The organism is Luteibacter sp. (genome assembly GCF_009912395.1).
Lineage (GTDB): Bacteria > Pseudomonadota > Gammaproteobacteria > Xanthomonadales > Rhodanobacteraceae > Luteibacter.
Window position 1 is genome coordinate 99,098 of record NZ_WNDO01000015.1, and the last position, 26,787, is coordinate 125,884.

21 protein-coding genes and 1 riboswitch are annotated in these 26,787 nt (G+C 65.5%); of the genes, 12 read left to right on the forward strand and 9 right to left on the reverse strand.

Going from position 1 to position 26,787, the window contains the following annotated elements; genetic code table 11:
• The first annotated feature begins 16 nt into the window (after nucleotides 1–16).
• The 6 genes from GAK28_RS14455 to GAK28_RS14480 all read left to right on the forward strand — a co-directional run bounded on the left by GAK28_RS14455 (nucleotide 17) and on the right by GAK28_RS14480 (nucleotide 9,623).
• Nucleotides 17–1,138: an FAD-dependent monooxygenase gene (locus GAK28_RS14455; protein ID WP_291780440.1), complete on the forward strand. Its 1,122-nt coding sequence runs from the start codon at nucleotides 17–19 to the stop codon at nucleotides 1,136–1,138.
• Between the two features lie 16 nt (nucleotides 1,139–1,154).
• Nucleotides 1,155–2,537 carry an MFS transporter gene (locus GAK28_RS14460; RefSeq protein WP_291780443.1) on the forward strand — a complete coding sequence of 461 codons (1,383 nt, stop codon included), beginning with the start codon at nucleotides 1,155–1,157 and terminating at the stop codon, nucleotides 2,535–2,537.
• A 180-nt stretch (nucleotides 2,538–2,717) separates the two neighbouring features.
• Nucleotides 2,718–3,878, forward strand: a complete 1,161-nt coding sequence (locus tag GAK28_RS14465) for an efflux RND transporter periplasmic adaptor subunit (protein WP_291780447.1) — start codon at nucleotides 2,718–2,720, stop codon at nucleotides 3,876–3,878.
• 65 nt (nucleotides 3,879–3,943) lie between these two features.
• Complete coding sequence (locus tag GAK28_RS14470; RefSeq protein WP_291780449.1) at nucleotides 3,944–7,126, forward strand: multidrug efflux RND transporter permease subunit; 3,183 nt, start codon at nucleotides 3,944–3,946, stop codon at nucleotides 7,124–7,126.
• Entirely contained in the window at nucleotides 7,126–8,520 is a 1,395-nt protein-coding gene (locus tag GAK28_RS14475) for a TolC family protein (RefSeq protein ID WP_291780451.1), read from the forward strand. Before GAK28_RS14470 ends, GAK28_RS14475 begins: the two co-directional genes overlap by 1 nt.
• A gap of 80 nt (nucleotides 8,521–8,600) precedes the next feature.
• Nucleotides 8,601–9,623: a sulfite exporter TauE/SafE family protein gene (locus GAK28_RS14480; RefSeq protein WP_291780454.1), complete on the forward strand. Its 1,023-nt coding sequence runs from the start codon at nucleotides 8,601–8,603 to the stop codon at nucleotides 9,621–9,623.
• A gap of 3 nt (nucleotides 9,624–9,626) precedes the next feature.
• Here GAK28_RS14480 and GAK28_RS14485 read toward each other — a convergent pair whose 3' ends face one another.
• The 4 genes from GAK28_RS14485 to GAK28_RS14500 form a co-directional block, all read right to left on the reverse strand.
• A complete protein-coding gene (locus GAK28_RS14485) occupies nucleotides 9,627–10,502 on the reverse strand; it encodes a bestrophin family ion channel (protein ID WP_291780456.1) in 876 nt (291 codons plus the stop codon).
• Nucleotides 10,499–11,155 carry a carbonic anhydrase gene (locus GAK28_RS14490; RefSeq protein WP_291780459.1) on the reverse strand — a complete coding sequence of 219 codons (657 nt, stop codon included), beginning with the start codon at nucleotides 11,153–11,155 and terminating at the stop codon, nucleotides 10,499–10,501. Before GAK28_RS14490 ends, GAK28_RS14485 begins: the two co-directional genes overlap by 4 nt.
• Nucleotides 11,156–11,257: 102 nt before the next feature.
• Nucleotides 11,258–11,725, reverse strand: a complete 468-nt coding sequence (locus tag GAK28_RS14495; RefSeq protein ID WP_291780462.1) for a RidA family protein — start codon at nucleotides 11,723–11,725, stop codon at nucleotides 11,258–11,260.
• Complete coding sequence (locus GAK28_RS14500; protein ID WP_291780467.1) at nucleotides 11,722–12,438, reverse strand: SDR family oxidoreductase; 717 nt, start codon at nucleotides 12,436–12,438, stop codon at nucleotides 11,722–11,724. The genes GAK28_RS14495 and GAK28_RS14500 overlap by 4 nt, the downstream gene beginning before the upstream one ends.
• Before the next feature lie 111 nt (nucleotides 12,439–12,549).
• On the opposite strand from GAK28_RS14500, the gene GAK28_RS14505 reads away from it, so the two are divergent.
• Nucleotides 12,550–13,449 carry a LysR family transcriptional regulator gene (locus GAK28_RS14505; RefSeq protein ID WP_291780470.1) on the forward strand — a complete coding sequence of 300 codons (900 nt, stop codon included), beginning with the start codon at nucleotides 12,550–12,552 and terminating at the stop codon, nucleotides 13,447–13,449.
• Between the two features lie 47 nt (nucleotides 13,450–13,496).
• Here the strand turns inward: GAK28_RS14505 and gcvP are convergent, their stop codons facing one another.
• From gcvP to GAK28_RS14520, 3 genes are all read right to left on the reverse strand, one after another.
• Entirely contained in the window at nucleotides 13,497–16,367 is a 2,871-nt protein-coding gene (gene gcvP / locus GAK28_RS14510) for an aminomethyl-transferring glycine dehydrogenase (protein WP_291780475.1), read from the reverse strand.
• A gap of 42 nt (nucleotides 16,368–16,409) precedes the next feature.
• A riboswitch (glycine riboswitch) is annotated at nucleotides 16,410–16,503 on the reverse strand.
• Nucleotides 16,504–16,713: 210 nt separating this feature from the next.
• Nucleotides 16,714–17,127, reverse strand: coding sequence for a hypothetical protein (locus GAK28_RS14515; protein ID WP_291780478.1), 414 nt, complete (start codon nucleotides 17,125–17,127; stop codon nucleotides 16,714–16,716).
• Nucleotides 17,124–17,408: a type II toxin-antitoxin system HigB family toxin gene (locus GAK28_RS14520; protein ID WP_291780480.1), complete on the reverse strand. Its 285-nt coding sequence runs from the start codon at nucleotides 17,406–17,408 to the stop codon at nucleotides 17,124–17,126. The genes GAK28_RS14515 and GAK28_RS14520 overlap by 4 nt, the downstream gene beginning before the upstream one ends.
• Before the next feature lie 257 nt (nucleotides 17,409–17,665).
• Between GAK28_RS14520 and GAK28_RS14525 the strand changes: the two genes are divergently transcribed.
• Together GAK28_RS14525 and GAK28_RS14530 are read left to right on the forward strand one after the other, a co-directional pair.
• Nucleotides 17,666–18,994, forward strand: a complete 1,329-nt coding sequence (locus GAK28_RS14525; RefSeq protein ID WP_291780483.1) for a DUF5690 family protein — start codon at nucleotides 17,666–17,668, stop codon at nucleotides 18,992–18,994.
• Nucleotides 18,991–20,175, forward strand: coding sequence for a TIGR03364 family FAD-dependent oxidoreductase (locus GAK28_RS14530; RefSeq protein WP_291780486.1), 1,185 nt, complete (start codon nucleotides 18,991–18,993; stop codon nucleotides 20,173–20,175). Before GAK28_RS14525 ends, GAK28_RS14530 begins: the two co-directional genes overlap by 4 nt.
• Here GAK28_RS14530 and phnF read toward each other — a convergent pair.
• Complete coding sequence (gene phnF / locus GAK28_RS14535; protein ID WP_291780488.1) at nucleotides 20,165–20,920, reverse strand: phosphonate metabolism transcriptional regulator PhnF; 756 nt, start codon at nucleotides 20,918–20,920, stop codon at nucleotides 20,165–20,167. The two genes, GAK28_RS14530 and phnF, sit on opposite strands and share 11 nt — an antisense overlap.
• A 56-nt stretch (nucleotides 20,921–20,976) precedes the next feature.
• Here phnF and GAK28_RS14540 point away from each other — a divergent pair, with 56 nt between their 5' ends.
• Nucleotides 20,977–22,152, forward strand: coding sequence for an alpha-D-ribose 1-methylphosphonate 5-triphosphate diphosphatase (locus GAK28_RS14540; protein ID WP_291780491.1), 1,176 nt, complete (start codon nucleotides 20,977–20,979; stop codon nucleotides 22,150–22,152).
• On the opposite strand, the gene GAK28_RS14545 is transcribed toward GAK28_RS14540, so the two are convergent.
• A complete protein-coding gene (locus GAK28_RS14545; RefSeq protein WP_291780494.1) occupies nucleotides 22,153–24,399 on the reverse strand; it encodes a TonB-dependent receptor in 2,247 nt (748 codons plus the stop codon).
• On the opposite strand from GAK28_RS14545, the gene GAK28_RS14550 reads away from it, so the two are divergent.
• Both GAK28_RS14550 and GAK28_RS14555 read left to right on the forward strand, forming a co-directional pair.
• Nucleotides 24,398–24,613: a hypothetical protein gene (locus GAK28_RS14550; RefSeq protein WP_291780497.1), complete on the forward strand. Its 216-nt coding sequence runs from the start codon at nucleotides 24,398–24,400 to the stop codon at nucleotides 24,611–24,613. The genes GAK28_RS14545 and GAK28_RS14550 overlap by 2 nt on opposite strands.
• Before the next feature lie 127 nt (nucleotides 24,614–24,740).
• Nucleotides 24,741–26,786 carry an RICIN domain-containing protein gene (locus GAK28_RS14555; RefSeq protein WP_291780500.1) on the forward strand — a complete coding sequence of 682 codons (2,046 nt, stop codon included), beginning with the start codon at nucleotides 24,741–24,743 and terminating at the stop codon, nucleotides 26,784–26,786.
• The last annotated feature ends 1 nt before the right edge of the window (nucleotide 26,787 follow it).

Here is a 26,787-nt window from a genome sequence, read left to right on the forward strand (position 1 = left end):
ATACAGGATCGGGCAGATGAACCACCCATTTCACGCTAGCGGCGGCACGGCCGTCGTCGTAGGCGCCTCGTTGTCGGGCCTGATGAGCGCTCTGGCGTTGTCCCACATCGGAATGAACGTGACTGTGCTGGAACGCTCGAACGGAAAGGACCGAGGGGGCGCGGCGTTGCCCGTCGCCGAGGGACTTCTCCGGCGCCTGATGGGGCGTGACGCCGTGGGGCGCACGCTTCCGTCGGGCCCGCAGGCGTGGGCCGATGTCCATTCCGCCTTGCGCGCCATCGTCGAAACCGATTCCCGCATCCGCGTTCGCACGCTGGAGCGCGTGGCGCGGGTCGACCAGGACGAGGACGCCGCGTGGGCGGTCACGGAGGGCGGCGAAGTCGTGACAGGTGATGTCGTCGTGGGTGCCGACGGCCATGCCAGCGTCGTGCGTCGGCACGTGGCACCCGACCGGCCCGAGGCCATGTTCGCCGGGTATCTCATCTGGCTGGGGATCGTGGATGAGCGTGAACTTGCTGCCGCACCGTGGCCGGCACAACTCGCGATCCTCGAGGAGCGGGACTATTGCCTCAACGCCTACTACCTACCCGGTGCGGATGGATCGCAGGCTGCGGGTCGTCGACGCCTGGGTTTCGGCTGGTATGACGCCGGTCGCAACGACCTTCTGCGGGCCAGCGGCGCGGTCGTCGGCGATGTGGTGCGCCGGACCCTGCGAGCCGACGACCTCACAGAGGCAACGTACCGCGCGTTGATGGACGAAGCGGAGGCGATCTGGCCCGATCCGTGGCGCGAAGCGATCCTTCATTGCCTTGCCCGGCGCACCGTGATCGGAACGCCTGTCGGCGAATACATGCCCCCACGCCTGAGTCACGGAAGGGTGTGCCTTGTGGGCGATGCCGCTCACGTGCCCTCGCCGATGACGGGAAAGGGGTTCGACGCGTCGGCGTGGGACGCCCAGGCCCTGGCGGGTGCCTTGGAAGCCGGGCGGGTTCGCGGCGATGTCGGGGGCGCCCTTCGTCGCTACGAATCGATGCGCCTGGACGACGCTCGCGAACTGGTCAGTTCCGGCTACGCCTTCAGCCGATCCTTCGCACGCTGCGGTTCGCCCGCACGGCGCGACGCGTCCGGTCATCGATGAGAGGGGCGATATAGCCATGGAGATGCCTCATTTCACGACGGAGCGCACGAGCGAAGCGCCACCGATGACGGCGCGGCAGCGGCTCGTCGCCGTTCTTTTGCTCGGCGCCAATTTCATGCTGTCCGCCGACTTCTCGATCCTCAACGTCGCATTGCCCGACGTCGGGCGAGCTGTCGGGCTGACGGTGAGCCAATACCCGTGGATCGCCACGTCGTTCGCGCTGCCCGCCGCGGGCTTGTCCTTGCTTTTCGGGCGCCTGGGCGACTTGTACGGCTTGCGCAGGATGTTTCTGGTCGGCCTGGCGCTGTTGACCGTGTCGTCGTTCCTGGGTGGTGTCGCGACCGGTCCTATCCTTCTCCTGTCGGCTCGCGTGCTGCAAGGAATCGCCACGGCCATGACAGGGCCGGCGGGGCTGGCCTTGCTGATTACCGCATTCGACGACGAGCGGCAGCGTGCGCGCGTGCTGGGCTTGAACGGCGCGCTGCTTTCGGGCGGCTTTACGTTCGGCGCCCTCGCCGGCGGGATGCTCGTGGATGTGCTCAGCTGGCGCTGGGCGTTCTTCATCAACGTCCCCATCGCACTTGCCATCTTGATCCTGACGCCGTTCGTCGTTCCGGATTCGCGTTCGCGCGATGGCCTTCGCCTGGATATTCCCGGAGCCCTATCGGGGACGATCGGACTCGTCGCGCTCGTCTTCGGCTTCACGGAACAATCCTGGAGTGCGCTTGCGATCGGTGTCGCGACGCTGGTGCTGTTCTTCCGCATCGAGCGGCGCGCGCCCATGCCGTTGGTCGCCATCGAGATGCTGTCATGGCCGCAGGTGCGCTGGGGCAACGTGGCGGTACTCACCATCTTTTCGATGGAGGCCGGGCTGATCTATCTCGTGACGCTCTATCTGCAGGAGACCCTGCATCTGGGACCGTTCGCGACCGGCCTGGTGTTCGGCATCCCGGGTACCGCATCGATCGTCGCCGGCGTCCTCGCGGGACGCACCATCGCCCGGCGCGGTGCACGACGGGTGCTTCTCCTGGCCTTGCTTGTCCAGGGCGGGCTCACCGCTCCGTTGATCTTCCTTGGCTCCGACACCCTCTACATGGGTTTGTTGGTGCCAGCGCTGTTCATCGGTTTCTTCGGCCATATCACGGCGGTGGTGGCGGCATCCGTGATCGCCACGTCCGGAATCCCCGAAGCCAGCAAGGGACTGGCTTCGGGACTGATGACGACGAGTCAGCGTGTCGGATCCACCGTGGACATTCCTGCCCTGGCGGCCGTGATGACCATGCGCGCCGACCTGCTGGGCGGCATCCATGCCGCGCTGGTCGCCGATGTGCTTCTCACCGCGGTCGCGGTCGTCCTGATCGCCTTTGGCTTGAAACAACGATGGCCCGCCACGGGCTGAGCCTGACGAAGGCCGCTCCCTGGGCACCGCCTGCTTATCTACATGACGAATGGGGGCCGAACCCGGAAATGACGGCCGCCGACGAGGAAGGTTGCATCGATGAATGACGAACAGACAGGTACGTCCCGGTTCAAGCGCATGGGGCGCGGACGCCGGGGAAGGGTGATAGGGGGAGCGCTGATGCTTGTGTTTGCCGCATGGCTCCTTGTCGGTCACCTCGGCCACAAGGAGAAACCTCCCGCATCGGCGACGACCGTCGTCACTGTCGCACCGCCTCTCCAGCGCGACGTACGCGAATGGGATACCTACATCGGCCGCTTCGAGCCGAGTCGATCTGTCGTGATCCGCCCTCGCGTATCGGGGCAGGTGACCGGCGTGCACTTTCGCGATGGCGCGGTGGTCACCCCCGGAGAACTCCTTTTCACCATCGATCCTCGCCCGTATGAGGCGTTACTGGCAGAAGCGAAGGCAACGCTGGCGGGCGCTCATGGCGACCTGACGCTCGCGCGCACGAACGCGGCGAGGGCCATGCGCCTGCGCGGTGACGACGCCGTCTCCCAGAACGACATCGATGACCTCAAGGCGTCCGTCGAAAGGGCCGCAGCGGCGGTTGCGAAGGCGGAAGCCACGGTGCGGGCACGCGAACTGGATCTGGAGTTCACCCGCATACGTGCGCCTGTCGGAGGGACGGTGTCCGATCGGCGTGTCGATGCGGGTAACCAGGTGATCGCAGGTGCCTCGGGAACCCTTCTTACGACCATCAACGTCTTCGATCCGATCTATTTTTCGTTCACCAGCTCCGAAGCGCTTTTCATGAAGATGAAACGGCAGCGGGGCGCAGGGGAGGCGTCCTTGCCCGTGGAGATTCGTCTACAGGACGAGGCGACATATACCAGGCATGGCACCGTGGATTTCACCGATAACACGCTCGATTCCCGGTCCGGCACGATGCGGATACGTGCGACCTTCGCCAATCCCGACCTGTTCCTTACGCCGGGCATGTTCGGTGACTTGCGCTTGCCCATGGCGGGCACGCATCACGCCTTGCTGGTCCCCGACACGGCGATATCGAGTGACCTGACCCGTAAGGTGGTATTCGTCGTGACCGGTGGTGATGTTGTCGCGACGCGTGCCGTTGAACTCGGTGCGCTGGTCGATGGCCTCAGGGTGATCAGGGCGGGACTGAAACCGGAAGACCGGGTTGTCATCAGCGGCGTGCAGCTTGTCCAGTCGGGACAGAAAGTGCAGCCGCACGTCGGCAACATCGCTCCGCAGCCTCGGGCGATCAGCGACGCCGTCACCGTGCCCCAGGCGGGCGCCGCCACGATTCAGACGCCATGAATCGCCCTCTGCGCTCACGCGGGCGGAAGCCTTGCCTCGCGCGTTCCCACAAGGAGACCTAGCGCATGCGCTTCTCTCGCTTTTTCATCGACAGGCCGATTTTCGCCGCCGTCGTGGCGACGGTCATCACCATTCTCGGCGCGATCTGCTACACCGTCTTGCCGATCGCCCAGTATCCCGACATCGTACCGCCGACCGTGCAGGTGACCGCCACCTATGCGGGGGCTTCGGCGGAGACCGTCGCCGACACGGTGGCGGCGCCGATCGAGCAGGAGATCAACGGCGTCGACGGCATGCTCTACCAGTCGTCGCAGTCGACGGGTGACGGACGCCTGGTCATCACCGTGACCTTCCGGCAGGGAACGAATCTGGACAACGCGCAGAACCTGGTCCAGAACCGGGTGGCGGTGGCCATCCCGCGCTTGCCGGAAGAGGTGCAGCGGTACGGCGTCGTCACGAAGAAAACGGCGCCCGACATCCTGCTGGCCATCAATCTGATCTCTCCGGACCACTCGCTGGACGAAGCCTATATCTCGAACTACGCGTTGACCCACGTTCGCGATGAGCTCTTGCGTATCGAAGGTGTCGGCGACGCCGAGCTTTTTGGATCCCGCGAACTGAATATGCGTATATGGCTGGATCCCCGCCGTGCGGCCGCCCTTGGCCTGACCGCCGGTGACATCGTCGCCGCGCTCCGGTCCCAGAACGTGCAGGTCGCGGGCGGCACGCTGGGTCAGCCGCCGTCCGACGGCGATGCGTTCCAGCTCAACGTGCAGACGCAGGGACGCTTCACCGAGCCGTCCCAGTTCGCCGATGTCGTGATTCGTACCGATGCCGATGGACGGCAGGTCAGGGTATCCGATGTGGCGACGGTGCAGCCTGGGGCGGAAGACTATGGCCTGTCGGCGTATCTCGGTCGCGAGAAGTCGGTGGTCATCCGCGTGGTGCAACTGCCGGGATCGAACGCACTGGCCGCTTCCGAAGGTGTGAGGTCGGCCATGGAGCGTCTTTCCGCGCGATTCCCCGCGGGACTCACCTACAAGATCGCGTACGACCCGACCGAATTCATCCAGAAATCGATCGACGAGGTGGTCCGTACCCTCTTTGAGGCGGTGATCCTCGTCACCCTGGTCGTCGTCGTGTTCTTGCAGAAGTGGCGTGCGGCGATCATTCCGGTGCTGGCCATCCCCATTTCGCTGGTGGGTACCGCGATCGTGCTTTCAGGCGCGGGCTACTCGCTCAACAACCTTTCGCTGTTCGGCCTGGTGCTGGCCATCGGTATCGTCGTGGACGATGCCATCGTGGTGGTGGAGAACGTCGAGCGTCACATCCAGCAGGGACAATCCGCCCTCGAGGCGGCTCGCCTATCCATGGATGAAGTATCGGGTGCCCTGGTCGGTATCGTTCTGGTGCTCTGCGCCGTGTTTCTTCCGACGCTCTTCATGAGTGGACTGTCGGGGGCGTTCTACCAACAGTTCGCCGTGACGATATCCACCGCCACGGTCATTTCCTTGCTCGTATCGCTGACGCTTTCGCCGGCGCTCGCCGCCCTCCTGCTCAAGCCGCACGCGGTGGCAGGGGAGCGTCATCGCTGGATGCGCATCGTCGACGCGGCAGGCAACCGGTTCAACGCCGCGTTCGATCTGGCAAGCGAACGGTATGGGCGGTTGACGACGCGTCTGGTGCGCCGACCTCGCGCCATGCTGGTCGTCTACGTCGGCCTCATCGTGGCCGCGGGCGGGTTGTTGTGGGTGACACCCGTTGGATTCATTCCGGCGCAGGACCAGGGCTATTTCATCGCGGCCATCCAGTTGCCACCCGGATCGTCCGCGGCGCGCACGGAGGCCTTGCTTGAGGAGGTTTCCGCACGAGTCCTTCCCATTCCTGGCATCAAGACGAGCATCGGCTTCTCCGGCGTGGATGGTCCTTCCGAGACGCGGGCGGCCAGTTCCTCCGCAGCCTTCTTTATGCTCGACGACTACGACGAGAGAGCGCGCCACGGGTGGACGCTCGACAAGCTTTTGGACAAGGCGCGCAAGGCGACGGCCGACATCCAAGGTGCCCGGATCATGATCGTGACGCCCCCCTTGATTCGAGGCATCGGGTCGGCCGGTGGCTATCGACTCATGGTCGAGGACCAGGACGGTGACGGTTATCGGAACCTGGAGAAAGCCGCCCAGGCGGTGATCGCCAAGGCCAATGCGACTCCGGGACTGACCAGCGTATACACGTTCTTCGAAACGGCCACGCCACGGGTGACCGCGCACATCGACCGCGTCAAGGCGCAGATGCTGGGCGTGCCGCCGGGCCGTGTCTTCGAGGCCTTGCAGGTCTATCTTGGGTCCACCTTCATCAACGATTTCAACCTGCTCGGCAGGACGTTTCGTGTGACTGCACAGGCGGAGGCATCATTTCGCCGGACCAAGGCCGATATCGCCAATCTCCAGACGCGATCCGACTCCGGTGCGATGGTGCCTATCGGAGCCGTCGCTACGTTCGGCGACGACACCGGCCCCTATCGGGTCATGCGCTACAACCTCCATCCGGCGGTGGCGGTCGATGGCGACACCCAGCCTGGCGTTTCGTCCGGCGCGGCGCTTGCCTCGATGGGGCATGCGGCCGACGAGGCCTTGCCGAGAGGATATGGCAGGGAATGGACGGGCATCGCTTTCCAGCAGGAGGCCGCGGGCAACACGGCGTTGCTCGTGCTGGGCCTGTCCGTGGTTTTCGTTTTTCTGGCGCTGGCCGCGCAGTACGAAAGCATCGCGCTTCCTTTCGCCGTCATCCTTATCGTGCCGATGTGCCTTCTCTCGGCGATGCTGGGCGTGAACCTGCGCGGCATGGACAACAACGTCCTCACCCAGATCGGGCTCGTCGTACTCGTCGCGCTGGCGGCCAAGAACGCCATCCTCATCGTCGAATTCGCCCGGCAGGCGGAAGGCGACGGCGCATCGGTGCAGGAGGCCGCCGTGATTGCCGCGCGGGAGCGACTCAGGCCGATCCTCATGACGAGCTTCGCCTTCGTGCTGGGCACGCTTCCGTTGCTGGTCGCCAAAGGCGCGGGCGCGGAACTTCGACAGGCCCTGGGAACGGCCGTGTTTTCCGGGATGCTCGGCGTGACGGGGTTCGGCCTTCTGTTCACGCCGACCTTCTATGTCATGTGCCGGGACATGTCCGAGTGGGCGAAACAGCGCGCAGGCCGTCGCGGCAAACGGGTGTCCCCGATGATCGGACAGGAGAATACGTGATGCGCTATCTTCTACTGGCCGGTATCGCGCTGGGCCTGGTGGGCTGCGCGGTAGGTCCCGATGACACACGTCCCTCGATACCCGCGTCCGCCAAGGGTGCCTTCGCAACATCCCACGCCGTCGATTCCGCGGATCCGGTCGACGACTGGTGGCGCTTGTACCGGGATCCGGTGCTGGATCGCCTGATCGAGGACGCGTTGGCGGCGAATACGGATGTGCGTGTCGCCGTGGCAAGGCTGGGTCGTGCGCGCGCTTCCGTTCGCGAGGCGGCGTCGGCGGAACGGCCCACGGCGACGCTCGACGCGAGCGCCACGTACGGTCGGACAAGTGCTGTCGATACCATCCCGGGCAATGCGCGCCAGGGGCGGCGTATCGACCTGGGGCTCGATGTCGCCTATGAAGTGGATATGTTCGGCAGGGTAAGCCGTCGCGTGGAGGCGGCGCGCGACGAGGCTGCGGCGTCCGCCGCCGATGTGGACGCCACGCGCATCGCGGTCGTGGCCGAGACGACGCGTGCCTATGCCGACGCGGCATCGGCGCTCGCGCGCCTGCAGATCGAGCAGGCGGATGTCGATCTGCTGGATCGCAGCGTCGCCATCATGACGCGCAGGGCGGATATCGGACTGACGACACCGTTGGAAGCGTCGCGTACCGCCGCGCTTCGGGACCAACGCCGAGCGGAGGCGGCGTCTATCGAGGCCGAGCGACAAGCCGCGCTTTTCAGGCTGGCGACGCTGACGGGGAGAGCACCGGCCGATCTTCCGGCGATCGCCGCCGAGCGAAGCCTTCCGCTGGTTCTCGACCAGTCCATTCCCGTCGGCGACGGTGCCCGGTTGCTGGCCCGACGACCCGATGTTCACGCAGCGGAACGACGCCTTGCGGCGACGACCTCGCGAATTGGCGTCGCCACGGCCGACCTCTATCCACGGATCAGCCTCGGTGGTTCCTTGGGGTCGACGGGTGGGGGCACTGGGGATCTGTTCGGCACCGGTCCATTGCGGTGGATGCTGGGGCCGTTGATCACCTGGGATATCAATCGTGCGGCAGTTCGTGCGCGGATCGCGGAAGCGCAGGCGGACCAACAGGAAGCGTTGGCGATGTTCGACCGGACGGTACTTCGCGCGCTCGAGGAAACGGAGACGGCGCTGTCCGGCTACGCCTATACCCTGGAGCGACAGGAGGCGCTGCGCACCGCGCTGGACCATGCCAGGCGGGCGGCGGAGATCACCCGCGCCCAGCGACGGGAAGGGCAGGTCGATACGCTTGCCGCGCTCGATGCGGAGCGAACGCTGGTGCTGGCACAGGCCGATCTCGCCCTTGTCACGGCGCGCGTTTCCGATGCACAGATCGACGTGTTCCGGGCGCTGGGCGGCCGCTGGCAAGCTCCCCGCTGAACGCCATGCCCTGGTGCCGAAGGTTCCCCTAAGTGGCCGGCCGGATGATTTGCGCATTACCGGTCGCCAAACCTTCCCCGATGTTTCTCGCCCTCGTCTTCGTCGCCACGCTCGTCGCCTTCGCCCTCAGTGCCGTGAGTGGCGGGGGCGCAGGGCTCGTGCTGATGCCGATCCTGCGGATCGGGCTGCCGATGGCCCAGGTGCCCGTGGCGCTGTCGATGGGCAGCGCGGTGAGTTCGGTGGCGCGGATCGGGCTGTTTGTGCGCCATGTCGAATGGCGCATCGTTCGCTGGTTCGTGCCGTTCTCGTTGCCGGGGGCTTGCCTAGGTGCGTGGCTGTTGGGACACGTGAGCCCGGTCTACGCGGAATTGCTGATCGGCGTGTTCCTGTTGGTCAATCTGCCGATGCTCTGGCGCCGGCCGGCAGCGATCGTCGCGAGGCGGGCACCGTCGTCCGGCATGCTGGGTGTCATCGGCTTGTGCGCGGGTTTCGTATCGGGCCTGACCGGTGCCGTGGGCCTGCTCTTCAATGGTTTCTACATGCGCTACGGCCTGAGCAAGGAGCGCGTGGTCGCCACGCGCGCGGCCAACGAGATCATCCTGCACCTGCTCAAGCTCGCGCTGTACGTCGTCTTTGGCCTGGTGACCCGCGACGCGCTGCTGGCGGGTGCCGTGCTGGCCCTGGCCGCCGTGGTATCCACCTTCGGCGTGCGCCGCCTCCTGCCGCTACTGAGCGAGGCGCTGTTCCGTCGGCTGGCCTACGGCTCGATGGTCGCGGCGGGCGTGGCGATGACAGGCGTGGCCGGTCACTCGCTGGCGCAGTTGCACGGCATTTCGATCGGCACCGAACGCGTGACCGGCGGCACCGATGCCCGGCTGAAGGATTTCGGCCAGGAGGTCACGGTGGAATTCCGCCGTCATGAAGCGACCGAGGTGGAATTCCTCATCGGCCTTGCGGACTTGCCGGAAGGCATTCGCGAACACGCGGAACAGCTTGCCGCTGGCGCCGACCGCGTGGTGGTCGAGGCCGTGCATTCGCTGGACGAGCGGAGTTTCGAACTTTCGGTGCAGCGCGGCGACGAGGTTCGCACCTATCGCTTCTGAGGCTTACCAGAGGATGCCGTCCACCGGCTTCACCGGTTCCAGGCCATGCGACTCGCCGAGACCGTCGCGCAGGTCGATCTCGATCGCGCGGGTCAGCGTGGTGAGCGGTACGTCGTCTTCCAGGTTCTCGAACGGGTTCTGCATGTCGTTGCCGATCTGCAGCAGGGCGAGGAAGAGGAAACCGGCGACGGTCGAGCCGAGCGGGGTATACAGGCCCAGCGTCTCGACCAGGCCCAGCGGCAGCAGCAGGCAGAAACCGTGGGTGAAGATTTCCGGGTAGGTCGCGTATTGCTGCGGCAGCGGCGTGTTCTTGATCCGCTCCATGCCGCCCTGGGCATTGGAGATGTCGCTTAGCGTGCGTGACAGCGTGGCGAGCAGGATCGGCTCCGGTCTTGCCGCCGCGATGATCGTCGCCGTGCGCGCATGGATCGCGTTGGGCACGTTGGTGACGCTGCGCAGGCGTTCCACGTCCTCGGCGGGCAGGCGGTTGGTCAGGTCGTCCCATGGAGACTGGCGGCGCAGGTGCATGCGCAGCGCGTGGACGTAGGCGATTTGCCGGTGCGCCACCGTCGCGGCCACGTCCCGCTGGGGAATCAGGGTCAGCGCCTCGCGGGCCAGGGTGCGCGAGGCATTGACCATCGCGCCCCACAACGTGCGGGCTTCCCACCAGCGCGCATACGCGGTGGTGTTGCGGAAGCTGAGATACACCGCGACGGCCGAGCCGAGCAGGGTGACCGGCAGGGCGGGAAACTCCGCCCAGCGCGGATGGATGAAGTACCAGAACGCGGTGACGGCCACGTCCCACGCCAGGAGCCAGATCAGTGGCCGGCCGACATAGCGCAGGATATGGCCGAGGTGCGCGCGTCCCGGCAGGATCACGCGTGGTTCTCGCGCTTGATGGCGGCGGCAAGGGGCACGAAGCGGTTTTCGTGCTCGTCCAGCACCGTGACGCTGCCATCGCCGATGTTGTAGACCCAACCCTGCAGGGTGATCTGGTTGCTCGCGCGGACACTGGGATGCGTGCGGATGTGATCGAGCTGCAGGCGCACGTTTTCCTCGATGGTCGCCTGGAGAATGTCGGCATCGTCGACCTTGCGGGCGAACACGGTGCTCTTCGCGGCCTGCGCGTTGCGCAGCCACGCCTCGACCGTGGGAAGGTCCTTCGTCGAATCCGGATTGAGCAGGCCCTTCATGGCGCCGCAGTCCGTATGCCCGCAGATGACCACGTTGCTCACCTTCAGCACGGTCACCGCGTACTCGACCACAGCCGACACGCCGCCCATCATCTCGCCATAGGCGGGAACGATGTTGCCGACGTTGCGGCAGACGAACAGTTCGCCCGGTTCCGTCTGGGTGATCATTTCCGGGACCACACGCGAGTCCGCGCAGGTGATGAACAGGGTGTGCGGGCTCTGGCTGCCGGCCAGCTCGTCGAACAGGGGCTTGTTCTCCTGGAAGACCTTGTGGCTGAACTTCTCGACGCCCTTGAGCAGGCCGAGCAGGCTTTCGTCGCGATGGGTTTCCTGGGTCATGCGCTCACCTTGGAATGGACCCCGCCGCGAAGCGCGGCGGGGTAGGGAGCGAAGTTTAAGACAAAGCTCAATGAGGCGAATGCGAAGGCGTACGGAATCGCCTCAGTCGGCGGCTTCCAGCAGCAGCTCCAGCTCCACGGGAACGCCCAGCGGCAGGCTTGCCACGCCCAGCACCACGCGGCCCGAGAGCAGCTCATCGCCGAATACCGCCCGCAGTACGTCGGAGGCCCCGTCGGCTACCCGGGGGTGTTCCCGGAAATCGCCGACCGTGGCGATGTAGACCCCGAGCTTCGCGACCCGGGTCACCTTGTCCAGCGAACCTAGGAACGCCTTCGCTGCCGCCAGGGCGCTCAACACCGCCATCCGGGCGGCGTCGTGCCCCTGTTCGGTCGTCAGCTCGGCGCCAACCCGGCCCAGCACCGGGAGATCGTGGCCCACGGCGGGCAGCATCCCGCTGAAGTACACCATCGCGCCGATTCGCACCGCCTCCACGTAGCTGCCGAAGGGTTGGGGTGGCGGGGGAAGCGTCAATCCCAGGGCGGCGAGCCGCCCTTCGGCCCCGGTGCTCACCACTTGCCCAGGTGCGCGCCGCCATCGACGCGGACCTGCTCCCCGGTGACACGCGGTGCCTCGGTCACGAAGACCACGGCGTCCACCACTTCCTGCACGCTGGAAATGCCGTGCATGGGCGACAGCGTGGCCAAGAAGTCCTTCGGGTTGTTCTCGTGAAGTGGCGTGTCGACCACGCCCGGCGCGACCGTGTTCACGCGAATGCCCTCGCCGGCGTATTCCAGGGCCAGGCTCTTCGACGCTGCCTCGATGCCGCCCTTGGTGATCATCGCCACGGCCGCGTTCAGGCCGGCGATGGGGTGGTCCGACAGCGGCGTCGTGATGCTCACGATGCTGCCGCCAGTGCGCTGCCGGAGCATCCGGGCGATCACGCGCTGGGTCAGGTGCAGGAAGCCGTCGACATTGGTGGCGAGCAACTGGCGGTAGTCCTCGACGGTATGGTCGACGAAGGGCTTGGCGATAAAGATGCCGGCGTTGTTGACCAGCGCGTCCACGCCGCCAAAGCGGTCGACGGCCGCGGCCAGCACGGCGTCAGCCGTGGCGGGATCGGCGATGTCGCCGTCGATGCGGACCAGGCGGTCCGAGGTCAGCAACTCGCGGGAGGCGCTCACCTTCCGCGAGGTGGCGACCACGTTGTAGCCGCGTTCCAGGAATGCGTTGACCAGACCGGCGCCGATGCCCTGCGATGCCCCGGTGATGACGATGGTTTTCATGACTGCCTCCAGTCGATGGTGGGTTGACTGGAGGGAAGTATGGGAAGCGCTGGATTGCTTGATTAGACGGGAAGATATGGAATGTCTTTCCCATTGGTGGAAAGATAGGCCATGCTCGACCTCAACGACATCGCCATTTTTGTCCGCGTCGCCCAGTTGGGCAGCTTTTCGCGAGCCGCGCGTTCGCTCGCCATGCCCGTATCTACGGTGAGCCGGCGGGTGGGGGAACTGGAGGCCGTCCTGGGCGTGACCCTGCTCCAGCGCAGTACGCGCAAGCTCAGCCTGACCCAGCAGGGGCGCGCCTACCTGGAAGCCTGCGGCGAGCCGCTGGCGTTGTTGCAGGACGCCGAGCGGGCGCTTACCCAGACCCAGCGCGAGCCGGAGGGTCTGCTACGCGTGTCCGTGCCTGCGGTGCTGGGACAGACGCCGTTCTTCGACTTCGTCTCGGACTTCATGCGTGCCTATCCGCGCATCCAAGTGGAACTGTCGGTGACCAACGCCTTCGTCGACCTGATCGCGGAAAACGTGGACGTCGGTGTCCGTTTCGGTGAGCTGCGGGATTCGTCGCTGGTGGCGCAACGCATTGGCGACAGCGTGCGCTACCTGGTGGCGTCGCCGGATTACGTCGCAGGCCATGGCACGCCCGCGAGTCCCGAGGCGCTGGCCTCGCATGCCTGCGTGTTGCTGAGCGTGCGCAACAACGAGGCGGACTGGGTGCTGGTGAAGGGGCGTCGGTCGGTGAAGGTGCGCGTCACCGGTCCGCTGTCGAGCAGCGACTTCCATTCGGTGAGCGCGTTCGTGTATCGCGGCCACGGCATCGGCTTCCTGCCATCGGGCTATTGCGACGAGCGACTGGCCAGCGGGGAACTGCTGCGCCTGCTGCCGGCGTGGTCGTCGCCGATCATCCCGGTGCACGCGGTGTATCCGACGCGACGGTTCATGCCGTCGCGGTTGCGGGTGTTCCTGGAGGCGTTAAGGGCCTGGACCAGTCCGTATTGGTCGCCCCTGTAGGAGCGCGCTTGCGCGCGATCGCGCGCAAGCGCGCTCCTACAGTTCTATCACGCCTCGACGTCTTCCTTGTACGCGTCGACCGGGATGCAGGCGCACATCACGTTCTTGTCGCCGTAGACGTTGTCCACGCGCGACACCGGCGGCCAGTACTTCGACAACTTCAGCGACGGCAGCGGGAACGCGGCCAGTTCGCGCGGATAGGCGTGAGACCACTCGCTGCCCGTGACCATGGTGGCCGTGTGCGGGGCGTTGCGCAGCGGGTTGTCCTCGCGGTCCAGGCGACCGTCTTCCACCGCGCGGATTTCCTCGCGGATCTGGATCATCGCGTCGATGAAGCGATCCAGCTCGTGCTGCGATTCGCTCTCGGTCGGCTCCACCATCAGCGTGCCGGCGACCGGGAACGACAGGGTCGGGGCATGGAAGCCGAAGTCGATGAGGCGCTTGGCGACGTCTTCGGCGCCCACGCCCGTGACGTCCTTGAGCGGACGCAGGTCGAGGATGCACTCGTGCGCCACCAGGCCGTTACGACCGGTGTAGAGCGTCTTGTAGTGCGGCGCGAGGCGCGTGGCGATGTAGTTCGCGTTGAGCAGGGCGACCTGGGTCGCCTTGCGCAGGCCTTCGGTGCCCATCAGCGTGATGTACATCCAGGAGATTGGCAGAATCGAGGCCGAGCCGAAGCTGGCGGCGCTCACCATGCCCACGTCGCCCTCGCCACCGAAGGTGCGCGGCAGGAACGGGGCCAGGTGCGACTTGACCGCGCACGGGCCCACGCCCGGGCCGCCACCGCCGTGCGGGATGCAGAAGGTCTTGTGCAGGTTGAGGTGCGAGACGTCCGAACCCCACTTGCCCGGCTTGGCCACACCGACCAGCGCGTTCATGTTGGCGCCGTCGGTGTACACCTGGCCGCCGTGCGTGTGCACGATGTCGCAGATGGCGACCACGTCTTCCTCGAACACGCCGTGCGTGGACGGGTAGGTGATCATGATCGCGGCGAGGCGGTCGGAGTACTTCTCGGCGTTCTTGCGGATGTCTTCGACATCGACGTTGCCGTTGGCGTCGCAACGGGTCACCACCACCTGCATGCCGCACAGCTGCGCGGAGGCCGGGTTGGTGCCGTGGGCCGACTCGGGGATGAGGCAGATGTCGCGATGGCCTTCGCCGCGCGAGCGGTGGTAGGCGCGGATCGCCAGCAGGCCGGCGTATTCGCCCTGCGCGCCGGAGTTCGGCTGCAGACTCACGGCGTCGTAGCCGGTGCACTCGACCAGCATGGCTTCCAGCTCGTCGATGAGCTGCTTGTAGCCCTGCGACTGTGCGGCCGGGGCCAGCGGATGGATGTTGGCGAACTCGGGCCACGTCACCGGGATCATCTCGGCGGTGGCGTTGAGCTTCATGGTGCACGAGCCCAGCGGGATCATCGTGCGGTCGAGCGCGAGATCCTTGTCGGCGAGACCGCGCAGGTAGCGCAGCAGCTCGTGTTCGCTGTGGTGCGTGTTGAACACCGGGTGCTGGAGGAAGTCCACGTCGCGCAGCAGGCCATTCGGCAGGGCGTCGGCGGTGGCGGCGTCCAGCGCGTCGATGTCGCTCGCGTCGGCACCGAACAGGGCGGCAATGGCGACGATATCGGCGCGGGTGGTGGTCTCGTCGAGGCTGATGCCCAGCGAACCGGCGTCGATCGCACGCAGGTTGATCTTCGCGGCCTCGGCCTTGGCGTGGATCGCCTTGGCGTCGACACCGGTGACGTGCAGCGTGTCGAAGAAGTGGCCGCCGACCGTCACGCCGGCCTTGCCCAGCGCGCCGGCGAGGATCGCGGCGAAGCGGTGCGTGCGACGGGCGATGCGGAGCAGGCCTTCCGGACCGTGGTACACGGCGTACATGCTGGCCATGACGGCGAGCAGCACCTGCGCGGTACAGATGTTCGAGGTGGCCTTCTCGCGGCGGATGTGCTGCTCACGGGTCTGCAGGGTGAGGCGGTAGGCCGGCTTGCCCTCGGTGTCGAGCGACACGCCGATCAGACGGCCCGGCATCGAGCGCTTATAGGCATCGCGGCAGGCGAGGTATGCGGCGTGCGGGCCGCCGAAACCGAACGGGACGCCGAAGCGCTGCGTGTTGCCGACCACGATGTCCGCACCCCAACTGCCCGGCGAGGCGATCAGGGTGAGGGCGAGCAGGTCGGTGGCCACGCAGACGATCGCGCCGCGCGCGTGAGTGGCCTCGGCCAGCGCCTTGTAGTCGTTGATGCGGCCGAAGGTATTCGGGTACTGCAACAGCACGCCGAAGCTGTCGACGGAACCGGCCTCGGCGTCGTCACCGACATGCACGTCGATACCGATGCCGTCGGCGCGCGTGCGCAGGACTTCGAGCGTCTGCGGGTGCACGTCCTTCGACACGAAGAAGGTGTTGGACTTGGACTTTGCCGAACGCTTGGCGAGGGTCATGGCCTCGGCCGCCGCGGTGCCCTCGTCGAGCAGGGAGGCGTTGGAGATGTCCATGCCGGTGAGGTCGGTGACCATCGTCTGGAAGTTGATCAGGGCTTCCATGCGACCCTGCGAGATCTCGGCCTGGTACGGCGTATAGGCCGTGTACCACGCCGGGTTCTCCAGCACGTTGCGCAGGATGACGTTCGGCGTGAGCGTGCCGTAGTAGCCCTGGCCGATGAAGCTGCGGAAGACCTGGTTGCGGTCGGCGACGGCGCGGATCTTGGCCAGCGCTTCTTCCTCGGTCACGGCCGCGGGCAGGGCGAGCGGCGCGGGCGACTTGATCGAGCCGGGGACGATGGCGTCGGTCAGCGCGTCGAGCGACGCATGGCCGACCACGGACAGCATCTCGGCGATCTCGGCGTCGTTGGGACCGATGTGGCGTTCGATGAACGCGCCGTGGTTCTCGAGGTCACGCAGCGAGGGAGAGGTTTTCTGGCTCATGGCGTTGGAGGCATCCGAAAGAACGTGCCGTGCCGGCACGTGGGGCGCCCCTCTGTCCTTTTGCCTGAGAGTTTGGGGGTGGGAACCCCTTGCACCTTCGGCGCCGGATCGAACCGGTCTCTCCAGAGTGATGTCTCGCGCGGTGGTATGGGAGCCTGAGCGATTACGGGCGTTGCGCCTTCGGCAGCGGATCCGTCCGCTTCTCCCACCGTGCTTCAAGCGGCCGATTATACAAGCCCCGAAGCCCTCGTGTAGGAGCGCGCTTGCGCGCGATCGCGCGCAAGCGCGCTCCTACAGGATGAACCCGGAAAATGTCAGAAAATTAGGGGCTTAGGCCCTTGTTTTGTCAAAAAAAGGCGGCCGGGCTCAGGTGGAAACGTTCGGCCAGGCCTCGGATGTGGTTGACGGTGAGTTCGCGCTTGCCCGAGAGGATCTCCGACACCACGCTTTGCGTGCCGATCTCCGGTAGCTGGTTCTGGCGAAGACCGTGCTGTTCCATGAGAAAGCGGAGCAGGTCCACGCCATGCACCTCGCGTTGCGGGTAGTGGCGCTGGTCGTAGGCGTAGATGAGGTCGGAGACGAGCAGGAAGAGCGAATGCTGTGGGTGGCGCTCGTTGATGGCGCCTTCCTCCACGAGGGCGTCGGCCAGTTGGGTCGCCGTATCGTAGTCGTCCTCGGTGTCGATGTGCCTGAGGCCGGAGGCCGCGCTGAAGGCATCCCAATAGGTGACGATGTTTTCCATGACACGTTTCGGCTTCATTTCCAGTGACCTCGGTCGTACTCGGCGTGCGTCAGCACGGCTTTGATGTAGCAGATCTGCGCGGGAAAACTGATGGCGACGATCAACCGGTAGCGATTGCCGCGGATGTCGAAGACGAAACGGTCGCCGACGACATCGACGCTACCGAAGACCTGGCGAAGCTCGTTGAAGCCCAGGTAGGGTCTTGCCTCGAGCAGTTTTCTCCATGACTGAAGCGAGGGGCCGGCATCGGGGTGGAGGTAGGCGAAGTCGACAAGTCGTCGATTGCTGATAACCCGCATGGAAGCTTGGTCCGTAAGCTCTGGGAAGAAGAATATCGCAAATTGCGATGATTGCAAGTAAGCGGCGCCCGCCGTCATCGCATGACGTACATCGGCGGTACGTGGGGTCAGGCGGGTTCGCTAGGAGATGGGCCTAACACGCTGTTTCAGAAGCTGAATGTGTGATCGTCTAGACAGTTTTCCGGACTGTCGGTGCCCACGTCACCCGGGCGCCACAGTGCCTCGCGAGGATGCCTTCCATCCTGACGGAGGCCCTTATGACGACACGAAACGGCGGTTGGTTCGCGAGCCTGTCTTCGCGGCAGGCGCGGGTGCTCATGCCCGTGCTCGCCGGGCTGGCCGCGTTCTGCGTGTACTCGTGCATGTATGCCTTCCGCAAGCCGTTTAGCGCGGCCAGCTACGACGGCATGAGCTGGCTGGGGCTGGACTACAAGATCTGGCTGGTGATCGCCCAGGTACTGGGGTATGCCCTCAGCAAGATGCTGGGCCTTCGCTTCGTGCCGGAGTGGCAGGGTGAGAAGCGAGGCGTGGCCATCCTTGGCCTGATCGGGCTGGCGTGGCTGGCCTTGCTGGGCTTCGCGCTGGTGCCGCCCACGCTGGGTATCGCCTTCCTGTTCCTCAACGGCATGCCGCTGGGCATGGTGTGGGGCCTGGTGTTCGGCTACATCGAAGGCCGGCGCGCGACCGAGCTGATGGGGGCCATTCTCTCGTCGAGCTTCATTTTCGCCTCGGGTGTGGTGAAGGGCGTGGGCAAGGCTTTGCTACTTGCTGGCGTGAGCGCGCACTGGATGCCGTTCCTTACCGGCCTGGTGTTCGTGCCGCCGTTGCTGCTGTCCCTTCGCCTGCTTTCCCGCCTGCCGGGTCCCGACGCCGATGACATCGCCGCGCGCGCTCCGCGCGGCAACATGGATGCCGAGGCGCGCCGCAACTTCGTCCGGCGTTTCCTGCCGGGCCTGCTCCTGATCGTGCCGCTCTACGTATTGCTCACGGTGTTGCGTGACTTCCGCGAGAACTTCGACACGGAGATCTTTCGCGAGCTCGGCTTTGGCCGTGACGCCTGGGTATTCGGCCAGGTGGACACGCCTATCGGCATCGGCGTGTTGCTCTGCACGGCCGCGCTCAGCCTTGTACGCGACAACATGCGTGCGCTCATGCTGAACCATGCGATGGTCGCGGTGGGATTGTTTTGCGTCGTGCTCGCCACGCTGGCGTTCGAGCGTGGCCACCTGCCGCCGTTGACGTGGATGGTGCTGGTCGGCTTTGGCCTTTATTTGCCTTACATCCTGCTCAACGGCGTGTACTTCGAGCGGATGATGGCGACGTTCCGCGTCGTCGGCACGGCATCCTTCGTGATGTGCATCGCGGATGCCGCCGGTTACCTCGGCAGTGTCGGCGTGCTGTTGGTGAAGGCGTTCGCCGGACTGCATCTCGACTGGATCCGATTCTTCGAACAGGCCGTGCTGCTCGCCTGCCTGCTCGGACTCGCTCTCAATGGCCTTGCGGCCCGCTGGTTCTGGCGGCAAGCACGCAAGGGCGAGTCCATCGCACCGATTCCCTCCCTGCCCATGGAACGTCATTCGCTATGAGTCATACGCAGCAACCCGGCGCGATCGTCGTCGGCGCCGGTATCGTCGGCCTCGCGCTCGCCCGCGCGCTGGCCGAGGCCGGCTACAAGGTCACGGTGTTCGATCGCCACGAGCGTGCCGTCGGCGCTTCGGTGCGCAACTTCGGTACGGTGTGGCCCATCGGCGTGACCAACGGCGCGATCTACGAACGCGCCTTGCGCTCACGCGCGGTCTGGCGCCAGTTCTGCGACGAAACGGATACGTGGTACGCGCCGTCGGGTAGCCTGGTCGCGGCCTGGCACGACGACGAATGGCAGGTGATGAACGAATATGCGGCCGCCAACGAGGGTATTCGGCCCTGTCGCGCGGTCGACGCGGCCGGCGCGTTGCGTCATGCCCCGGGTCTCGTGGCGAAGGGGCTGCGGGGCGCCCTGGTCAGCGACGACGAGCTGGTCGTCGATCCGCGCGAGGCGATTCGTGCGATGCCCGCCTGGTTGTCGGCACGTTATGGCGTGACCTTCCACTGGCGCCAGGCGGTAACACGTGTGGAGCATCCGTACGTGTGGAGCGGTGGCCGGCGTTATGCGGCCGACGCCATCTACGTGGCGGGTGGCAGCGATTTCGAGACGTTGTTTCCTGAACTTTACGAGCGCCAGGCCATCACCAAGTGCAAGCTGCAAATGCTGCGCCTGGAATCGCAGCCGTCATCGTTCCAGCTAGGGCCGGTGGTGTGCGGTGGCCTCACCATGGCGCACTACAGCGGTTTTCATGGCTTGCCGGGTATCGATGGTCTTCGCCGCCGCCTTGCCGCCGAACACGCGGACCTCATGGCGCTGGGCATCCACGTCATGGCCGCGCAGAACGGCCTGGGCGAGATCACGGTGGGTGACTCGCACGAGTATGGCCACACGCTCGATCCGTTCGACGAGACGGCGATCAACGGCCGCATCGTCGACTACCTGCGTGGGGTGCTCGACCTGCCGCACTGGAACGTCAGGCAGACCTGGCACGGCACTTACGCCAAGCTCACCGATGCGACACGCAGCGAACTGGTGCTGGAAGCGCAGCCGGGCGTGACGGTGGTGAACGGTGTCGGTGGTGGTGGGCTTGGCATGACGCTGTCGTTCGGCCTGGCCGAGGACATCGTCGCGGGGCGTGTGCGCGCTGAGCGGGAAACGCTGGCGGTCGCCGTCAACGGCTGACCGCCTCCGGGGTGGACAGCACCAATTGCACGCGCTCCGCCGCGAAGCAGGTCAGCCCGTACTGTACGGGCTGATTCTGCGCGTCCACGTTCAGCGATTCGACTTCCAGCACGGGCAGGTCGGCGGCCTGCTCGAGGATGCGCGCCGTCGTCATGCCCGCCAGACGGGCGGTGACGCGGGTATAGGAGCGGAAATAGTCCGTCACCCCGAATTCCGCCAGCGTACGCGTGACCGAGCCGGTACGCTGGAACACCTCGTCGAGCCGGGGGAAGCGCACGGCGGGGAACCAGGCCTGGCCGTGGTCCAGGACTCGGCCCTCCGCATGGGCAGAGGACTCGATCCACCACGCCCGCTCGCCACGCGCCAGGGCCAGCGATTCGGCGACACGGCGGGGCGGGGTGACCAGCGCGGTGCCCAGCACCCGGTTGCCGGAGCTGACGTTGAGATTGGTCATGTTGCGGCTGAAACTGGTGCGCCGACCGATCGCGTAGTCGTAGGACTCCTCGCGCACCCTCAGCCCGCGACCGGCCTCGGCATGCACCACGCCACGTTCTTCCAGGGCGTCCAGTGCCCGACGCACGGTGTGCCGGTTGACCTGGAGCTGGCGGGCGAGTTCGAGGGCGGAGGGCAGGCGCTCGCCGCCACGGAGGGTGCCCTCATGGATCTGCCGGAGCACCTGTTGTTCGATCTGGCGCCAGACCGGGACGTCGGCGTCACGGTCGGGTGGCTGGAGTCGGTTTGCCATCAAGGTTGCATCTTCGTGGCGCAGTCTTGGCTGCGGTAGGAATGCATGAAGCGAGTATGGAAAGACAAGCTTTCGTTGGCGTGACACCGGATGGCCCCTGGCACATCGCGCGAGCCCGCGTGGTGCTGGCCGACCGCGTGGTAGAGGGCGGGGTCGAGGTCGTGGACGACGGGATCGTTCGCCTGTTGCCCTTCGACGAGCGTCCACTGGGCGCCATCGACTTCGCTGGCGACTACCTGTTGCCGGGCATGCTGGAGCTGCATACCGACAACCTCGAAAAGCATCTTGTCCCCCGTGCCGGCGTCGTCTGGCCGGCGTTGCCCGCGCTGCTCGCCCATGACGCGCAATTGCTGGCCGCCGGCATCACGACGGTGCTCGATGCCCTGTCGCTGGGCGACCTGGAGGAAGACGGCACCCGTATCGATACTCTCGAGGGTGCCCTCGTCGCGCTCGACGAGGCGCGTGGGCACGACCTGCTGCGCTGCGACCATCACCTGCACCTGCGTTGCGAACTGAGCTGGCCGGGCCTGCTTGATCTGCTGGCGCCCTTGGTGTCCCGCACCGATCTGCGCCTGCTCTCCCTCATGGACCATACGCCGGGCCAGCGTCAGTACCGCGACGTGAGCCAGTATCGGCGCTATTACAGCCGCAGCGGGCTCGTGTGGAGCGACGAGGAGTTCGCCGGCATCCTGGAGGAGCGCCGTGCCCAGCAGGCACGGTATGGCGCGGCCCAGCTCGCCCGGGTGCTGGCGCTGGCGAATCGTCATGGCATCGCATTGGCGAGCCATGACGATACGGATGAATCGCACGTGGCCGAGGCGGTCGCGGCCGGTGCGCCCATCTGCGAATTCCCGACCACGCTCGCCGCCGCGCAAGCAGCGCATCGCGCGGGATTGCGCGTGGTGGCCGGTGCGAGCAACCTCGTACGCGGCGGCTCGCACTCGGGCAACGTCGCCGCGATCGATCTCGCACGTGAAGGATGCCTCGACATCCTCTCGTCCGACTACATGCCCACCAGCCTGTTGCACGGAGCGTTCATCCTCCATGAAAAGGCGGGTTGGTCGTTGCCAGACGCCATGCGGACGGTAAGCGATGCGCCCGCCGCCGCACTGGGCTTCGACGATCGAGGGCGCATCGAGCCAGGCCTGCGCGCGGACCTGCTGCGCGTCCGCATGCACGGGGCGCAGCCGGTGGTTCGTTCCGTGTGGGTGGCGGGACAACCCAGGCTCTGATCAGAACGTCATGTCCACGGTGAGGAAGCCCTGGCGAGGCGCGCCGACGAGCAGCGTCTGGAAGGTGCCGTTCGGATCGCTCGTGGTGAAGCCGTTGCTGTCGATGGTGGCGACGTATTTCTTGCCGAGGAGGTTGCTGACGGTGAGCGACAGCTTGGTGGATTTCACCATGCCCATCGGGCCGAGGTTCCAGATGAGTTCCGCGTCGAACAGGGTGAAGCCACCGATGCGCTGGTCATTCACATAGGTGTAGTAGCGGGCACCGGTGTACTTCGCACCCAGTTTCGCCTCGAAGTCGCCGAAGCGATAGCCGACCTCGCTGGCGAGCATCTTCTTCGGCGAATCCACCACGGTCTTGCCGCGCGTGGCGATGAGCGTGCCGCCGTCCAGGTAGTCGTCCTTGTACTTGGCGTCGTTATACGTGGCCGAGTTGAACCAGCGAAAGGCGCGGTCCGGCTGCCAGACGAAGGTGAACTCCGCGCCGCGCGCGTTGACCTTGCCGACGTTGGCGATCTGGTTCGGGCAGCTGACCACGCCGGCGCAGGGCACGATGACCAGCAGGCGGTTCTTGAAGTCGATGTTGTACAGGGCCAGCGAGGATTGCACCGTCTCGTCCACGTAGCGAACGCCCAGTTCGCTGTTGGCGGAGCGCTCAGGGCGCAGGCGCTTGCTCAGGGAATCGAAGGTCTTCTGGTCGGACGACCAGGCGCCGTTGGCACCGGGCTCGTAGGCGTTCTGGTTCACCTGGAACGAGGCGAAACCTTCCCAGCCGCCACCGAACCGGTAGTTGGCCGCGATCTGCGGGAGGAAGTCGCTCTTGGCGGTGAGCGCTCCGCTGGCACGGCCGGGCATGAGCGCCACGGCATTCGTGGTGACGTTATGGCCCTTGAAGCCGGCGTCGATATGCAGCCGGTCGTCGAGCAGGGCGACATCGTCCTCGATGTACCACTGCCGGGTCAGGGTCTTGAAGCGCTGGCGGAAGAGCACGTTGTCGTAGGTGTCGTAGATGCGGTCTTGGCTGATCGGGCCGCCATCGGGGATGTCCTGGAAGCTGCGGGCGATGGTGTAGTGGCTGTTCTCGAACCAGAAGCCCGCTTGCAGATGATGATCGCCGAGCTGGTATTCCAGCGAATTCATGATGCCGCCGCGCGTCATCAGGTAGTGCGACAGGCGCAGGGCGATGGGTGCGTCGCCTGCGGCGGGCGCGTAGGGGAGGTCGGACTTCGGTGCGAACCAGTGGCCCTGGCCGAGGTCATGGTGATAGTACGGCTGTACGCTGAGCGTGAGGTTGTCGCTGAGGAAGAACTCGCCCTTCACCGAGCCGATCTCGTCCTGGCGGATGCCGTTGCCGTTGTAGTAAGTGTCGTCCGCTGACGTGACGCAGCCGCTGTACTTGCCGTTGGCGATGTCCACCGAGCGCTGCCAGTCCGGCGCGAGATAGTCGAAGCGGTAGCCGCAGCGACGCAATGAATCCTTCGACAGGTCCAGGTAGGCCTGCTCCGTGCGGCGCACGACATCGACGATGCCGGTGATGCGGCCGCCCGTCCAGTCATAGATCGCCTTGCTCACGAACTGACGCTGGCGCTGCCCGTCATTGCCCTTCCACTTGGGGGCATCCACGTACATGCCCGCCACGTAGGCGCTGAAACCATCGTGTTCGCCGATGTCGCCGCGGATATACCCGCGCTTGAAGCCGTAGGAGCCGCCAGTGGCGTTGAGGCGGACGCCCGGGGTGCGGCTCGGGTCGTCCGTGCGCAACTGCACGGTGCCGCCGAGGTTGCTGGTCGATGCCGTGCCGAGCGCGCCCGAGCCTTGTGCGAGATCGAGTTCGCCTAGGCTTTCGCTGATCCAGGCGCGTGTGACGCTGAGGCCGTCGCCGGTGTGATAGTCCGCGTTGCCGAGCGGGATGCCGTCGAGCGTGTAGCCGAGCTGCGTGTGGTTGAAGCCGCGCAGGCTGATCCGCGAGGACCACTCGTCGGTACCGAAGGGTTCGTTGGACACGAAATGCACACCCGGCATGCGTTGAAGCATCTGCAGGGGGCTGGTGCCGGGGGTCTCGCGCTGGATCTCCACCTTGCCCAGCTGCTGCACCTGGCGGGTGGCGTTCTGGCCGACGACGGAGACGGCGTCGAGCGTGGTTGGTTCCTTCTTCGCCTCCGCCGCCTTGTCGGCGACATCGTCGGCGTGAGCCATCAAGGGCAGGGCGGCGAGCAGGGCGAGGCAGAGCGGAGTGCGAAGCGGCGTCATGGGTAAGCCTTCGTGGGTGTCCAGGCCCGGTCGGATCGACCGGGCGATGGGCGCCCATTACGCGTTCGCCGCGTTACGGCGGGATGCTTCGCAGGTGTCGGTGTGGGGGCACGATCTGGACAATCCCTCGGCGCTGTCTAGACAGGTCGGGTGCGCGGAGAGCCTGACGTTCGAGTCGATGGAGTGGGTGGGTATCGCCCTCGATTCGATGTAGGCCTCCGTTGATACGCCCTGCCCGATAAGGGCTCGTCGCTTTCGGGTGAAGCGGCGATGAATCGCGTCAGATGGTGTAGTCCCGCCACGGCTTTGCGGTCCTGCGCCCAGTCGCTTCCTTTGAAAGCGTGAGTCTGGTCGTATCGACAAAATCGGCAAAGAACGTAGCTTTGGCTCCGGGCACTCAACAAGGAGCCGTTATGAAGTCCCCCGCGATCCCCGCTCGTTCCCTTACCGCCGCCATCGGCATTGCCCTGCTCTCTGTCGCGGGCATGGCGTCTTCGTCTGCAAGTCTCGCCCATGGTGGTACTGAACTGTCCGTTCGCGACACCGCGACCATGGACGGACCGTTGGTGATGTTTGGCAGTGCAAACGATTCATCCCATGCCGCCCGTTTTACCAAGGGCGTTCCGGCCCGTCGCGTTCTTCGTGCCGATGCTCTCCAAGATAAGGACATGAGTCGCCTGCAAGCGCCCGCGACGCTGGCCATGGCCGTCGTCGCGGCCAGCGAGCTGGATCGTCTTGGCGATGCCCGTGCCCGGCTATCCCAGTTGTTCGACGCCGGCGTCCCTGTCTTCGTCTGCATGGACTCGGGTGATCGGAGCGCCGTCACGCGCTTCTTTGGTATGGCGCCCTCGGGCAGCGATGTGATCTTCGTTCGCGAAAAAAATGGCGACATCGACATCCTCGGCGGCGCCGACGACGAGTCCCACTGGACACCGCAGTGGTCGCCTGCGTCATCCGCTGCGCTGTCGCGCTTCCAGTCGTCGGCACTGGTGGCGATTGCTTCGAACCCTTCGCGTGCCGGTGGCGCAGGCAGCGCCTCGGTGCCTATCCTGCGCATGCATGAGGGCGTCTTTGAAACCGGTACGGACGAAATTACCGGCAAGCTGGACATCGACGTGATCCGTAGCGCGGATCGCAGCGGTGACGACAAGGAAGTGCATGTGTATGTGCGCCCGACCTATGCGCCGAGCAAAGCCGGCATTGATGACAATAAGGACAATAAAGGATTCTGGGCAGCATATATGCCCATTGAATACAACGTCAGCCATGAGGTGACGACCGATGGCCCCCGCGCAGCCATGGTGGCGCATATGCCGGCCAGCGACTCGCGCACCGAATTCAACTACCAGGAACGCACGGAGCGAAAATTCACCATCGGCGGCACCTCGGGCGATTCATTGTCTGCCGATGGCCTGCCGGATGCCTTGCTGGCCGCGAAGATGCCATTCAATCTCTCGGTCGGCTATGAGCACTCCACCAGCGAGGAGATGTCCTTCCAGTTCAAGGATTACTCACTGGCGGCCAGCGAGGTCGATGGAGGTCAGCGCATGCTCTGGCTGGCACAACTCGATTCGAAGCTGACGCATAAGCTCGTGGAAAAGGAGTATGCCGATCGTGTCAAGCTCACGGAGAAATACATGACGCCGATGATGCGTCGAGCCGGCATGGAGACATTCTCCGCATGGAAGTTGCCAGGTGAGTACGAGGGTATAGCGACGGTGCGCATCAACGTGAGATACGCCCTCGACGTCAAGAAGTGGTGGTGGCACGGCCCCGATTGGAACCGTGATCATTCGACGCAGAGCAAGTCGGTGGGGCGAATCTACGAACTGGACCTGTCTCACCCCTACCTGACGCGCGAGATCACCGTGTTGTTGCGATCGGAGGAAGGTCTTGGCGCATGCGTGACGCAGCGACGGGGTGTCGTCGAGCTTTCCGCATGCGATCCGTCGGATCGTGCGCAGATGTGGGGCCTGGACAGTGAGGGGCGTTACGTCAATCGCGGCAATGGACAGTGCCTCCAGGCGGATTTCGGCGAAAAGGTGCTGATGACGGCCAAATGCTCGCTGGCGAACAATCAGCGTTGGGAGTGGCGGGCGGATCGCATCCACAGTCGCTACGATGGCACCCTGCATCGCCTGTATGTCCAGAACGGACAGCTGCGTTTCTTCGTGGGCGAGGGGAAGTATGAAAATCTCCCGACCAACCCCCATAGTCCTGCACTCCGGCCGTGGGCTGGCTATCCGGCGAAACCGCTGACCGGTGAATTGGTGCCGGCGCCGTATGGCACTGTGCCGGGCCATGTGCCGGCAGAGTGGTCCACGATGTACGGACCGACAGGTGTCGAGCAGCGTTGGTCGCCTGTCGTGCTGCGTGCCGGGCTGTAGT